Source organism: Mucilaginibacter gossypii (assembly GCF_017569325.2).
Classification (GTDB): domain Bacteria; phylum Bacteroidota; class Bacteroidia; order Sphingobacteriales; family Sphingobacteriaceae; genus Mucilaginibacter; species Mucilaginibacter gossypii.
Genome location: NZ_CP071878.2, coordinates 4,361,810 through 4,377,194 on the forward strand (window position 1 = coordinate 4,361,810; position 15,385 = coordinate 4,377,194).

Annotated in this window: 7 protein-coding genes; 6 read left to right on the top strand and 1 reads right to left on the bottom strand. The window is 43.5% G+C overall.

Annotated elements, in window-relative coordinates:
• Positions 1-281 precede the first annotated feature (281 nt).
• Positions 282-4,271, bottom strand: coding sequence for a hybrid sensor histidine kinase/response regulator transcription factor (locus J3L18_RS18210; RefSeq protein ID WP_223266121.1), 3,990 nt, complete (start codon positions 4,269-4,271; stop codon positions 282-284).
• A gap of 194 nt (positions 4,272-4,465) precedes the next feature.
• On the opposite strand from J3L18_RS18210, the gene J3L18_RS18215 reads away from it, so the two are divergent.
• From J3L18_RS18215 to J3L18_RS18240, 6 genes are all read left to right on the top strand, one after another.
• The gene (locus J3L18_RS18215) at positions 4,466-7,675 is read left to right on the top strand and encodes a SusC/RagA family TonB-linked outer membrane protein (protein ID WP_189549118.1); all 3,210 of its coding nucleotides are present in this window, start codon (positions 4,466-4,468) and stop codon (positions 7,673-7,675) included.
• 23 nt (positions 7,676-7,698) lie between these two features.
• Entirely contained in the window at positions 7,699-9,594 is a 1,896-nt protein-coding gene (locus tag J3L18_RS18220; protein ID WP_091172244.1) for a RagB/SusD family nutrient uptake outer membrane protein, read from the top strand.
• Positions 9,595-9,613: 19 nt separating this feature from the next.
• The gene (locus tag J3L18_RS18225; RefSeq protein WP_091172242.1) at positions 9,614-10,324 is read left to right on the top strand and encodes a DUF3823 domain-containing protein; all 711 of its coding nucleotides are present in this window, start codon (positions 9,614-9,616) and stop codon (positions 10,322-10,324) included.
• An 89-nt stretch (positions 10,325-10,413) separates the two neighbouring features.
• Positions 10,414-12,255, top strand: coding sequence for a glycoside hydrolase family 2 protein (locus tag J3L18_RS18230; RefSeq protein ID WP_129568609.1), 1,842 nt, complete (start codon positions 10,414-10,416; stop codon positions 12,253-12,255).
• A 12-nt stretch (positions 12,256-12,267) separates the two neighbouring features.
• Complete coding sequence (locus J3L18_RS18235; protein WP_223266122.1) at positions 12,268-14,340, top strand: beta-L-arabinofuranosidase domain-containing protein; 2,073 nt, start codon at positions 12,268-12,270, stop codon at positions 14,338-14,340.
• A gap of 14 nt (positions 14,341-14,354) precedes the next feature.
• Positions 14,355-15,380 carry a family 43 glycosylhydrolase gene (locus J3L18_RS18240; protein ID WP_129568610.1) on the top strand — a complete coding sequence of 342 codons (1,026 nt, stop codon included), beginning with the start codon at positions 14,355-14,357 and terminating at the stop codon, positions 15,378-15,380.
• Positions 15,381-15,385 lie beyond the last annotated feature (5 nt).

Below are 15,385 nucleotides of genomic sequence, written 5' to 3' on the forward strand. Positions count from 1 at the left end.
AATCAACCATTCCCTGTTGTGCGGAACCGGCAGTTCTACGTTATTTTTTCACATATTGTTGCCCGCACAATTAAATCACCCGCTTGCAGCGTTCTGGGGCTTCGGTAATAAACAAGAATTGTAAAAAAGAGGGTTGCTTTAATAGCACATGATTGCATGGGGCCATCGCCGATGCAAAAGGCTTGCAGCTTATAACTGAGTGGAATTACCCTCCCGGACGCCGGTGTTATTATATAAAGACCATTGCCGCTAACTTAGCCTGATAGTCCATCCAGGTAAGATTAAACCTGTTTTATTTTACTGCGCTTTGCCTGCTGGTATTCAGTGGGTGTTGTACCGAATTGCTTCAGGAAATTACGGCCCAGGTGTGATTGAGAACTGTAACCTACCATGTTGGCTACTTCGTAGATCTTATAATCCCCTTCTTCCAGTAATTGCGCGGCAGCCTTGAGGCGGGTGATATTGATAAGCTCGTTAATAGTAAGGTTGGATATAGCTTTAACTTTGCGGTACAGCGTTGGCTTACTCATGTTCATGAGGTTAGCTATCTGCTCAACATCAAGCTCGGCGTTTTGGATGTTTTTGTAGATAACACCGTTTAGCTTATCCAAAAAGCTTTCATCAGGTTTTGAGTAGGCCATCGACTTGATATGTGCCAGCGGCGAGCTCGCAAAATGCTCCTTAATTTTATTACGGTTAATAAGCAGGTTAGCTATCTGCACCTGCAAATGTTCGGGCGAAAACGGTTTTTCGATATAAGCATCGGCACCAACCTCCAGGCCTTCAATTTTACTTTGCAGGGTATTTTTTGCAGTAAGCAGTATAATGGGGATGTGGCTGTAATCGAAATTGGTTTTAATGGTTTTGCATAGTTCAAACCCGCCTATTCCCGGCATCATTACGTCGCTTATAATAAGCTGGATGTTCTCGATGGCGATCATATCCAACGCTTCCTGTCCGTTAAGGGCTTTAATAACCGAATATTTGTCGCTCAGATCATCCGAAATAAAATCAAGTATTTCCGGGTTATCATCCACTAAAAGTATAACTGGTTTCATAAAGTCAATATTCTCCTCTCTGTTACTTAGGTCTGCCTGCTCATATTCATCGGGGGTAATATACAGGTCGAATTCTTTTTCCTGGTGAACAGGCAAAGTAAGGTTAAATATATTAAAATCGTTAATAGATTTATTCAACACTAATAAACCTTTATGCAATTCGGCCAGCGAGCGGGACAGGGAAAGCCCTATTCCTGTGCCAATTTGCTTTTCAGATTCTTTCATCCTAAAGAAAGGTTCAAAGATCTTTTCACGCATTTCATAAGGGATCAGGTGCCCGCTGTTCCTTATTTCGATGGTAAAGGTGGGGTCGTTTTCCGCATGATCGAGCAGTTCGATCTCTACAACCGATGTACTGTATTTAATGGCATTATTGATGAGGTTACTTATAATTTTGGTAAATGCCTCAATATCAACATAAGCATAAACGGTTTTAACCGGATGTATAAAGGTATAGCTGAGGTTCTTTTGTTCGGCCATAGGTTTAAACCGCAAAAAGGTATCGGCAAGCAGATCCATAATATCGGTTTTAACAAAGCTTAGGCTGAAGCCATTGGTTTCGGTTTTTCTGAAGTCAAGCAATTGGTTAGTAAGATCAAGCAGCCGGTTGGTATTCTTTTCCATGATCTTCAGGTTGTTCTGAATATCCGGGACTTGCTCCGCCCGCCTGATCACTTTTTCCATTGGCCCTTTAATAAGCGTTAAAGGTGTACGGATTTCATGGGCCACATTAGTGAAAAATTCGATCTTGGCATTATAGATCTGCTTCTCCTTGTCGTTTTCAAGGGTTTCGATAATACGTTTGTTTTTCTCGCGGGTTTTACGGTGATAGCTTCTGAGCAGGTAGTAACCTGTTAGTAAAAACAACAGGCAGTAAGCAATGTATGCCCAAACGCTTTCCCAAAAAGGTGGCGCTATATCAATTTCAATACTTGTTTCTTTTTGGGTCCAGGTGCCGTTATTGTTTGCCGCTTTTACTACAAAGGTATAATGACCGGGCTGCAGTTGCGTAAAGTAAACTTTTCGGTTGCGTTTAAGCTCGGTCCAGCCTTTATCCAAACCTTTCATCGTGTATTTATATTGGGTCATTTCGGGCGATGGAAAGCTCAGCGCCGCGAAATCAATACTAAATGAGGATTGGTTATAATTAAGGTTGATCTTTTTTGTGGTTATGATAGATTGTTTTAATAGTGAATCGGCACCATTAACAGAGATCTCTTTATTATGCACCTGGAAACCGGTTATATAAACCGGGGCTACAAAGTAATTTTGCTTAAAACTGGCAGGGTTAAAGCTAACCATACCACGTACACAACCAAAATACATGGTACCGTCGGCATCTTTAAAAGACGAGTTGTAGTTAAACTGGTCACTCAACAAACCGTTGGCTTTTGTATAAATTTTGATGCTTCCGGTATTATCATTAAAGCAAACCAGCCCCCGGGTAGTGCTGATCCATAGATTTTTATGGCTGTCTTCTTCAAGCCTGAAAATGTAATTACTCGGAAAGCCGTTATCGGTGTCATAAAACTTATAGCTATCGGTGTCGGGATCGTATCTCCATAAACCCAAACCTTCGGTAGCAAACCATAATTTATGGTTGCTGTCCTCAAAAACGCCGTTAACCGTGGTGGTGTTAAGCACGTTTTTAACGGGGTACCGATAGTTTAGTTTAGTGCTTGTGTTGTTTGCCGGATTGTAACAGTAAATACCATCCCTTACCGTACCAACCCATATTTTACCCATATGGTCTTCGGTTATGGCGTAAATGAAATCATATGGGGGTAATTTATCTATCAGGGTAAAATCCTTGCTTGCCAGGTTATACCTGTAAATGCCACGGGTAGTACCAACAAAAATGAGCCCGCCGCGGGTTTTGCAAAAGCAAATTATAAAGTTGCTTTTGAGATCATTATTTCGGTTACCGGCCAGGTAAACGCGTTCAACCTTGCCGGTTTTAATGTTCATGATATCCAGTCCCCGTTCAAAAGTGCCTATAAACAGTTCATTGCCTAAGGCTAATATACCGTGGATGTTGGTATTGGAGATGCTGGCGCTTCCGCCGGGGGTATAATGCGTCCAGGTATTATCCGGAGCCAATTTGTTTAATCCGTTGTCTTCGGTCCCCATCCACAGGTTGCCGTATATGTCTTTAGTAATTTCACGCACCACGTTTCCTTTAAGGGAATTTGGCTCAGTGTCGGGGTAAAATTTGTTAAAGGTTGAATACTGTTTAGGGTAATAATTGAGGCCGCCAAAGTAAGTACCAGCCCAAACACCGCCTTCCGAATCTTTCCAGAGGCAATAAACGGCATTATCCGATATAGAGTAAGGATCATTGAAATGCTTTCTGAGATTAAGGAATGTGCCCTTTACCGAGTCATAAATAAATACGCCCGATTCAGTGGCTATCCAGTATTCAGTGTCGCTGTATTTTAAAAAATCGCGTACATAAACAGCCGTTTTATCGGGATTGTAGTTAAGCAGGTCCTTATAGGTATAGGTTTCAACATCAAACTCCTTAAAACCATGGCTATTGGTACCTACAAATATTTTGTTGTTACCGGCATAATAAATCTTCTCAATAAACTTTGAAGTCACGTTATCAGTTGGCTTAAATACGTTGTAAGCGGTAAAAGTGCGGCTCGCCTGGTCCAGTTTCTCCACTGCGCCCGTTGACGAAGATGCCCACACTGTACCATTAATTATAACTACAGACGTAGCCTCAAAATGCTGCGAAGGCCAGTAATCTATTCTTTCGCCGGTTTTAGTGTTATATCTTATTAATGAAGCTCCGGCCACAAACCAGCAATTATCATGTTCATCAAAGGTGATACTGCGCACACCGTTAATGTTTGCTGTATTGATATGTGTAAATGTTTCGGACAGGGGATCATACTTATCAAGGCCCTCGTCGGTACCTATCCAAAGTGTACCTTCTTTATCAAGGCACAGGGTATGCACCATATTGTTGGAGATGGTGCTTTTATTCGCGGGGTTATGTCTGAACGTTTTAAAGGTGTAACCATCAAAACGGTTAAGGCCGTCTTTAGTGCCAAACCACAAAAAGCCGCGCCTATCCTGCATGCTGCAGTAAACGGTATTATGCGATAAACCATGCTCAACCTGGTAATGCTTGAAGTAGTAGGTCTGGGCATTGCTAATACCGCATGATACTGTAAAAAATAATAGAAATATGTATAGTGGTTTCAAAATAATCAGCTTAACGCAAATATAACCAATCTGTTGCAGCGTTTCCCTTCTCCCGAAAATTGATACTTTTTGACTAAGTATTGATATGATTTGGTTAAGCGCCGGGCCCAAAATCCTTTTTCTTTACAACATGATTTTAGATATGTCAATTGTACATTTTTAAAATCAAAACTTAACCAATTAATAGATCATTTATGAGAAAATTTTTACTACTCAGGCATGGGGGGAACCCTCATGTGCAGTGGCCGCCCAGTAAATGGAGCCCCAAAGTAATGCTAATCGCTTTTTTCATCATGACCAGTTTCCTTTTTTCATTTAGTGCATCCGCACAAAATAAAATTAAGGTTACAGGTAACGTGACAGACACCACCGGCCTGGCCCTGACAGGCGTAGCGGTAAGGGTGCAAGGCACGCAGGGTGGAACAACGACAGATGCGCAGGGTAACTTTTCAATCAATGTACCTAATGCAAACAGTACATTAACGTTCACTTACATCGGGTTCGTCAAACAGGAGATTGCCCTGCAAGGCAGAACAACATTGAAAGTTCGGCTTCGCGAAACAAATTCTTCCTTACAGGAAGTTGTTGTTACCGGTTACGGATCGCAGAAAAAAGCCTCTATTACAGGTGCTATCTCCAGTGTAACCAGTAAGGACATTGATCGTGTGCACGCGGGTTCAACCGTTAGTACCACACTTGCCGGTAAAATTCCGGGTGTAACCTTCAGGCAGTCAGAAGGCAGACCGGGTGCCAGCGCCGCCATCCAGATCCGTAATATGGGCGCGCCTCTATTCGTAATTGATGGTATCCAGCAGGACGAGGGTCAATTTAACAACCTTGCCCCTAACGACGTAGAAAGCATCGCGGTACTAAAAGACGCATCTGCTGCAATTTACGGTGTACGTGCGGCAAACGGTGTTGTTGTGGTAACAACCAAAAAAGGTTCGGGCGAATCAAGGATCAACATCGATGCCTATACCGGGTACCAAAATTTTTATCGTTTCCCTAACGTATTGACCAATTCGTATGATTACATGCGTTATTTAGCTGATGCACAGGTTAACAGCAACGGTTCAACTACTATTACCCAGGCCGATCTTGACAAATATAAAGCCGGTACCGAAAAAGGTTACCAAAGCTTTAACTGGCGCGATTATGTTTTGAAAGCCAATAATAATGCCCCTCAAAACTCAGCCAATATTAACTTTACCGGTGGTACCGATAAATTAAACTACTATGTATCGGCAACTAACCTGCATCAAAACTCTCAGTTAGGTAAAGAATACCTTTTTAATCGTTCAAATATTCAATCTAACATATCGCTGAAAGTAGCCAACGGTTTAAAGGTAAGCATGGACGTTAACGGCCGTATCGAAACCCGCGAAAATCCTGGCGTACCGGGAGGTGATGATTACTTCCTTGCCCGCTTTGCCGTTTTAAGAAATACGCCGCTTGAGCGCCCTTATGCTAATGATAATCCGGCTTACTTGAATGATATCGGTCACACCGAGTCAAACTATGCTTTCCTTAACAAAAAGCTATCGGGTTTATATCACAGTGATTGGCGCGTTTTACAAACCAATTTTGGTGCGGAATACCAGGTGCCTGGTGTTAAAGGCTTATTGGTAAAAGGTTTGTACTCATATTATATTGCTGATTATTTGTTAAATAACCAGGAATATACTTATAACGCGTATACTTACCGCCCTGCAACTGATACTTATGATGTAACCGGTGGTAGTACCAACCCTTGGCGCGAACGTGAACAGAAAAAAGAATTTGCTAAAACTTACCAATGGCAAATTAACTACAACAATACTTTTGGTAAACACACCATAGGTGCTACGTTTGTTTCTGAACGTATTGAGCTACAGCACCTGCGTAACTGGATCCACGCTTCACCGGTATCAAACAACCTGCCGCTTATTTACTTCCCAACCGCAGATCAGTACCAGGACAGCGACAACAAAGAAGCCCGTACAGGTTATATCGGCCGAATTGATTATAACTACGATAACAAATATTATCTGCAATTATCTGGCAGAAGGGATGCTTCGTACCTGTTTGCTCCTGATAAACGTGTAGGTTACTTCCCCGGTGGATCTATCGGTTGGCGTATTACCCAGGAAGGTTTCATGAAGAAGCTTCTTGGTGAAAACAGCTTCCTGAACGATTTGAAAATCCGTGCATCGTATGGTGTATTGGGTGATGACCGCGATCCTAATAACGCTAATAACCCGATCGTAACCCCGTATGCTTACCTGCCGGGTTACAACTATAACGCAGGTACCGCTATTATTGACGGTAATGCTATCGTTACTTCAACTGATAAAGGTTTGGTAACAACCAATATTTCATGGTCAAAAAGTAAAATGACCGATGTGGGTATGGATTTCACCATGCTTAACAACAGGTTGAGTGGTGTTGTTGATTATTTCTACCGTAAACGTACTGGCTTGGCTGGCCCGCCATCTAAATTGGTGTTGCCGCTGGAAGTAGGTTATACATTACCTGCAGAAAACTCAAGCAGTGATTCACAATCAGGTGGTGAGTTTTCGTTGAACTGGAACGACAGGATTGGAAAAGTAAGCTATAACATCGGTGGCAACATTTCTTACTCCCGTCAGAAATCAATATTCAGGAACGAATATTTTGGTAACTCATTAGAGCAATATTTTGGCTCGGCGATAAACCGTTACGCTAATATCGATTGGGGTTATACAGTTGTTGGTCAGTTCTCATCAATCGAACAGATTAACAATTACAAAATCAATAACGATGGTCAGGGTAACAGGACAATGCTTCCGGGAGATTTAATGTATAAAGACTGGAACGGCGACGGTAAAATTGACGGTTATGATACACGTCCTATTGGTTACGGTTATGGTAAACAGCCAAATATCAACTTTGGTTTAACATTGGGCGCTGCCTATCATGGCTTTGATTTTCATGCAGATTTTTCAGGCGGTGCAGGCTATACCTGGTTCCAGAACTGGGAAACAAGGTGGGCTTTCCAAAACAATGGAAACCTGAATACCATATTTGAAGACAGGTACCACCGTACAGATCCGTTTGATATAAACAGTGCGTGGGTGCCGGGTAAATATCCTGCCAACAGGGTTAACCCGGGTACTACCAACAGTGACTATGATCGTAACTCAACTTTTTGGCTGCACAGTGTAAAATACCTGAGGGTGCGTACATTGGAGTTAGGTTATTCATTACCTACCCAACTGCTGGCAAAAGTGAAGATCAAGAGAGCGCGTTTTTATGTTAACGCCTACAACATGTTCTCGTTTGATAACCTGAAACAGTTTGGCGTTGACCCTGAAACAACGGATGATAACGGGTTACAATTCCCACAGAGCAAGGTGCTCAACTTTGGTGTTAATTTAACCTTTTAATTGATTCCTCAAGTTTAAACCAAATGAAAAAAACAACCATTATATCAACATTTGCACTCCTGTTAGTTACAGGTGCCTGCAAAAAAGACAGTGCCTTTTTGGATGTACCGCCCAAGCAGGTGGTAACTTCAGATGTCGCATTCTCCGACCCTAACCTTGTACTTTCCATTCTTGCTGACCTATATAACCGTGTTTATGATTTTTCTGGCCTGGATAACGGCTGGGCATCATTTGCTGATTTCAGCGAATCGTTCCCTTCAGAAAATGGCAGCTATTATATAGTACAGCGTACAGGCTGGGATTTTGGCTCATGGGGTACATGGGATTATAAATATGTTCGTGATCTGAACTTATTTATTGAGCGCGCTACTGCCGCTACCAAGTTAACAGATGCACAGAAAAACCAGTTTATTGCCGAAGGCCGTTTTTTACGCGCTCAGTATTACTTTGAGCTGGTAAAAAGAATGGGCGGGGTTCCATTGATCACCAAATCGCTTAACTACGATTTCTCTGGCAACGTTGAAGCTTTACAGATCCCACGTGCAAAAGAGTCGGAAGTTTATGACTTTATCATCAGCGAGGCAGAAGCAATAAAAGGTTTATTACCGGTTAACGTTTCTGAAAAATCAAGGGCTACCCCTGCTGCTGTATTGGCTATGGAATCAAGGGCTGCTTTATATGCTGCTTCAATAGCTAAGTATGGTGCCACAACACCTCAGGTTTCATTGCCTGGCGGAGAAGTAGGTATCCCGGCCAGTGCTGCTACCGGTTATTACACTAAAGCGCTTGCTGCTGCTAAAGAGATTATATCTGGCACAGCTGGTAATTATTCGCTTTACAAACAATTACCTGATTTAAGCGATAACTTTGCCAACTTGTTCCTTGATAAAAGCAGCTCGGAGTCCATCTGGGTTGAGGATTTCAAGGCCAACGGTGGTAAAACACACGGCTTCACCACCAACGACCAACCTTTCTCAATTTCAGACGAAGGTTTGGACGCAGGCAGGTTAAACCCGTCATTAAACCTGGTTGAGGCATTTGAAAAGCTTGACAATACTTATGCCCCAATGGCAACTAAAGACGGATCAGGTAACCCTATTTACTATACCGATCAGTTAGATATGTTTGCTGGCAGGGATGCAAGGCTTGCCGGTACTGTATTATTGCCTAATGGATTGTTTAAAGGTAAACGTACCGAGGTATATGCAGGTTATCAATTAGGTAACGGTACTGTTATATCAAGCAGCGATGCTACTATTACACAGGATGTTCCGGGCTTGGGTAAAGTACAGGTTGTAGGTAAAGATGGCCCGGTTAACGGCGCAGAATTCCGTACTCAAACCGGTTTTTATATCCGCAAATACCTTGATCCAACTGTAGGTTCTGGTCGCCGTGGCCGTGGTAGTGATGTTAACTTTATCCGTTACCGCTACGCCGAAGTATTGCTGAACGCTGCCGAAGCAGATGCCGAATTAGGTAATTATGCAGAGGCTTCAGGCTACTTAAACCAAGTGCGTGTAAGGGCTGGCCTTACTACTCCATTGGTGCTTACCGCAGCTAATTATTTTGACCGTATTGTTCATGAGCGCCGTGTTGAACTTGCTTTTGAAGGTCATACTTTATTTGATATGAAACGCTGGAGAATTGCTGATGCCGTTTGGGATGGTAACTCAATGTCAGTTGCTGACCTGGTTACTAATATTGGTAAAGCAACTAAACGTAGTACGCAACCATTTGGCTTGTGGCCATATAAATATTATAATCCGGGTGATGTTAACAACGGAAAGTGGATATTTAAGGAAACAAAACCATCGCCGGTTACAGGTTCAAACAGGTTCCTGTTGGGTAACTACTATTCACGCATTGGTGACGATGTTATAGCAGCAAACCCGAAAATTGTTAAACAACCAAATCAATAAGAGTTAAAGAAAAGTGTTTATGAAAATCAAGTTTCATCATATTTTAATCGGGCTTTTTCTTGCTGCCTCGGGCTGTAAGAAAGACAATTACGATGCGCCCACATCAAGACTGAGCGGCAGGTTGGTTTACAAAGGCGAAGCTATAAACGTTGAGTATAACGCTGTCCCTTACCAAATATATCAACCAGGTTTTGCAACAAAATCGGCCATACAGGGAACCTTTGATCCCGATGGTAACTATGCGCAGTTATTGTTTGATGGTACCTACAAATTCACTATCCCTGCAAACCAGGGCCCCTTTATGTGGAAAGAGTTACCGGCCGGCACCCGCGATAGTTTAACCGTAAACCTAAAAGGCAGCCAAACAGTTGATATTGAGGTAACCCCTTATTACCTGGTACAAAATGCCAAGTTTACAGCAACCGGCAGAAAAGTAACAGCTACTTTTGATATACAGAAAATAATCACTGATGCTAATGCAAAAAACATCGATCGTGTTTATTTATATGTTAACAAAACACAGTTTGTGTCAGGTGGTTACCGTATAGGTGATGGCGATCCGCCATCAATTGCAGGTTCTGCCATTACAAGTATGACCAACCTGAGTTTGAGCTTTGACGTGCCTACTATAACTCCTACTCAGAATTATGTATTTGCACGTATTGGTTTAAAAATTGCCGGTGTTGAAGATCTTGTTTTCTCACCAGTGTCAAAAATAACCATACAATAAATTACCGGCCCCTGCCGTTGCGGTGGGGGCCATTTTTATATCCCTGCATAATTTAAATTAACATAATATCCTTACACACCATTTAACTGATGAAGAAACTATCGCTTTGCCTGTCTCTTTTTATTTCTACCTATTTATCTGCCAATGCACAGCAAGGCGAATGGCATTTGATAAAAGACAGGATCACAACCCCCTGGGCCGAAAAGGTTGACCCTAAGGCACCCCTACCCGAATATCCGCGCCCGCAATTGGTACGCGGCAACTGGCAAAACCTCAATGGTTTATGGAACTATGCCATAGTGCCTAAAGCAACCACAGGGCCTGCCAAATATGAAGGAAAAATATTGGTTCCTTTCGCGGTTGAATCTGCCCTGTCGGGAGTGGGTAAAACGGTGGGCAAGGATAGCATGTTGTGGTATAAAACAACCATCAGCTTAAACAAAACATTAAAAGGTAAAGACGTACTGCTGCATTTTGGTGCGGTTGACTGGCGTACCGAAGTATTTGTAAACGGTAAAAGTGCCGGTATCCATGAAGGCGGCTTTGATCCTTTTACATTTAATATTACCCCTTTGTTAAAAGGCGGTTCAAAGCAAGAAATTACCGTAAGCGTATGGGACCCAACAGACGATGGTCCGCAGCCGCGTGGTAAACAAGTTAAAAAGCCCGAAGGGATCTGGTACACTCCTGTTACCGGTATCTGGCAAACTGTTTGGTTGGAAGGTGTAGCTAAAACACACATTGAAGCCACCAAACAAACCCCTAACATTGACGATCACACACTATCGGTATCTGCCGAAGTTTCAAATAGCCAGCCGGGCGATAAACTGAAGATCAGCGCCTGGACCGGCAAAACCCTTGTATCCGAAAAAACGATTGATGCCAGCGAAACCGCCGTGCTGGATATCAAAGATCAGCACTTATGGTCAACTACCGATCCGTTTTTGTATGACCTGAAAGTTGCCCTTATCCGCAATAACAAAGCGGTTGACGAAATAGGCAGCTACTTTGCTATGCGTAAAATTTCGCTTGGTGCCGATGCTAATGGTATCCAGCGTATGTTGCTGAACAACAAATTTGTATTTCAATATGGCCCGCTTGATCAGGGTTGGTGGCCTGATGGTTTATACACCCCGCCAACATATGAGGCCATGAGCTTTGATATTGATAAGCTTAAGGAAATGGGCTTTAACATGATCCGTAAGCACATTAAAGTTGAACCTGCACGTTACTATGCTTACTGCGATAAAACAGGTATGCTGCTTTGGCAGGATATGCCGAGCGGCGATTTAGGTAACCATTGGGAAAATCGCCCGGGTGTGCTTGACGGCGCTACCGATCAGCAGCGTACTCCCGAATCTGAAGGCTACTACCGTAAAGAGTGGAATGCAATCATGAACTCATTATACAACTACCCATGCATTGTGGTATGGACACCGTTTAACGAAGCATGGGGCCAGTTTAAAACCGTGGAGATCACCGAATGGACGATGAAAAAAGACCCATCACGTTTGGTGAACAGTGCCAGCGGTGGCAACTTCTACGATACCGGTAACATTGTCGATTTGCATAACTATCCGCACCCTGCTATGCCACGTCCCGAGATTTTCGGTAAAACCAAAGCCGTGGTACTTGGCGAGTTTGGTGGTTTGGGCTGGCCGGTTGACGGCCATACCTGGCAGGCTAACAAAAACTGGGGGTATCAAAACTTCAAAAACGGCGACGACCTGTTTAAAAGATATTCAACCTTTACCGACAGGTTACAGGAGTTGATTAAGGTTGGTCTTTCGGCAGCAGTATATACACAAACAACAGATGTGGAGGGCGAAGTGAACGGCTTCATGACTTATGACCGTAAGGTTATTAAAATGCCTGTTGAATTGTTACAAAAAGCCAATAGCAAATTGTATGATCCTGCCCTGGTGAAATAATATCTTTACGTAATGACTATAAAAAACAGTATAAAATTAATACGCAGGGAAGTTTGTCTTTCTGTGGCCATGATCTGTGCGGGCTTTGCAACTGTGAATGCCCAGGGCGTGAAAGCAACCACAGTAACAACGGTTGATAACAAAGGCGCGAATGCTTTTTATATAAACAACCGCGCCCCCTTGCAAAGGCAATATTTTACCAAATTGCCTACAGGTAGCATTGAAGCTGGCGGCTGGCTCAAAAAAATGATGGAGCTGCAGCGCGACGGCTTAACAGGTAACCTGGGCGAGATCAGCGTATGGCTTTCAAAAACCAACAATGCCTGGCTTAACAAAGAGGGCAAAGGTGAATATGGTTGGGAAGAACTTCCCTACTGGCTAAAAGGTTATGCCGATATAGCTTACACGCTGAAGGATAAAAAGATGATTGCCGAAACCAAATTTTGGATTGATGCAGTATTGAATAATCAGCGTGACAACGGTGATTTTGGTCCGGCGGTTGAACATAACGGTAATCGCGACCTTTGGACTAACATGCCGATGCTTTGGTGCCTGCAATCATATTACGAATACACCAAAGATCCCCGCGTTATCCCTTTCATGACAAAATACTTTAAGTATGAGTTAGCTACGCCTGATAATAAATTTTTGGAAGATTACTGGGAAAACAGCCGCGGCGGCGATAACATGCTAAGCGTTTACTGGCTGTATAACCGCACCGGCGATAAGTTTTTGCTTGACTTAGCTACCAAACTTGACAAAAATACAGCCGACTGGCGCCAGGCTAATAACCTGCCCAACTGGCATAATGTTAACGTAGCTCAGTGTTTCCGTGAGCCGGCAACTTATTACCTGCAAAGTCATGATAAAAAAGATCTGGATGCTACCTATAACGATTTCAAACTGATTCGTGATATCTATGGCCAGGTTCCGGGCGGTATGTTCGGTGCTGATGAAAATGCCCGTAAAGGTTATGATGATCCGCGTCAGGCAGTAGAAACCTGTGGTTTGGTAGAGCAAATGACATCCGACCAGATGTTATTGGGCAATACCGGCGACCGTTTCTGGGCAGAGAATTGCGAGGACGTAGCTTTCAATACCTTCCCGGCTGCCTTTATGCCCGATTATCGTGCTTTACGTTATCTAACTGCACCTAACATGGTGGTGAGTGATGGTAAAAACCACCATCCGGGCATTGCCAATGAAGGTCCGTTTTTAATGATGAATCCTTTTGGTAGCCGCTGTTGCCAGCATAACCATGCCGCAGGCTGGGTATATTATGCCGAAAACAGCTGGATGGCTACTCCTGATAATGGCGTTGCCGCCTTGCTTTATACCGAAGGTAAGGTAAACGCAAAAGTTGGTAATGGCACTGCGGTAAGCATCGCAGAAACAAGCCACTATCCTTTCCAAGATCAGATCAACTTTACGGTTACTACACCTAAAGCAGTTGATTTTCCGCTTTACCTGCGCATACCTGAATGGTGCAAAGGCGCATCGGTAAAAGTTAATGGCGTCGCTGTAGATGTAAATACCTCAACAGGCGATTATATCCGCTTAGCTAAAAACTGGAAAAATGGCGATAAAGTAACGCTTCAGTTGCCAATGCAGCTTAAGGTGAAGGAATGGGCTAAAAACAAAAATAGCGTAAGTGTTAGCTATGGCCCGCTTACCTATTCTTTGAAAATAGAAGAGCAATATACCAAAGGAGATAACCTGAAAGATGCTCAGGGCGATTCGCACTGGCAGCCGGGTGCCGATCCTCAAAAATGGCCTTCTTACAATATCTACGCTGCATCGCCATGGAACTATGGTTTGCTGATAGATGAGCAACACCCTGAAAAATCAATAGAGGTTATTCACCGCGCATGGCCAAAGGATAATAACCCTTTTACCAACGCTAATGCGCCTATTGAATTAAAAGCTAAGGGAAAACAGCTACCCGGTTGGAAAATTGATGAAACGGGCTTATGTGGTGTATTGCCGCAAAGTCCGGTGAAAACAGCAGAACCTGCTAAAGAGCTTACGCTGGTGCCTATGGGAGGCGCAAGGTTAAGGATTTCGGCTTTTCCGGTTGCTGAATAATGAAAAATGCATCCATGATAAAAGGAATACTATGCGGCTTAATGATGATGGCTGGTTTTGCCGCCCTGGCACAGGATGCTGAGGTTAAAAATCAGCCCCCATCACCGCTGTACCGCGACCCGATTTACGATGGCGCTGCCGATCCTGTTTTGGTTTATAACAAAGCCGAAAAAGAGTGGACAATGTTATATACCCAGCGCCGGGCCAACGTACAATCGCCGGGAGTAGCATTTTGTTACGGTACCGCTATTGGTGTTGCCACTTCGAAGGATCACGGGCATACCTGGGTTTATCGTGGTGCGCTGAACCTGGAGCATGAGCGAGGTCAAAACACTTTTTGGGCACCCGATGTGGTTTTTGATAAAGGCGTATACCACATGTTTGTAGTATATATCCCCGGAGTGTACAGCCAGTGGGGCGGCGATTCGCACCTGGTACATTACACCAGTAAAAACCTATGGGATTGGAAATATGAGGGGCCGCTGAACTTGCCCGATCATAACATCATAGACCCAACACTCATGAAACTGCCAGATGGCAAATGGCATATGTGGTACAAGGATCAAAAGCTTGGCAGCATCACCATGACTGCCGAAAGTAATGATCTGGTAAACTGGAAAGCTGATGATAAACCTGCTATTGAAGGCCGCGCACATGAAGGGCCAAAGATCTTCCGGTTTAAAGATTATTACTGGATGATTACCGATGAGTGGCAAGGTCAGCGTGTCTACAGATCAAAAGATGCCAAAACCTGGGAGCATCAGGGCTTGGTGCTGGATAAGCCTGGTCATCGGCCGGAAGATACACCAACAGGAGCTCACGCCGATGTGATAGTAAGTGAAGGCCATGCTTATATCATTTACTTTACCCACCCCGGTCGTAAAAAGCATTTTGAAGATGGTGGGCTTGATGCCGATGGTGCCTACAGCTATACAACCAAGCGCACATCCATCCATGCTGCCGAATTGGAGTTTAACGGCGAAACATTGATTTGCGACAGGGATAAGCCATTCGGTTTTTGGTTGGCCGATGTCAAATAACTATC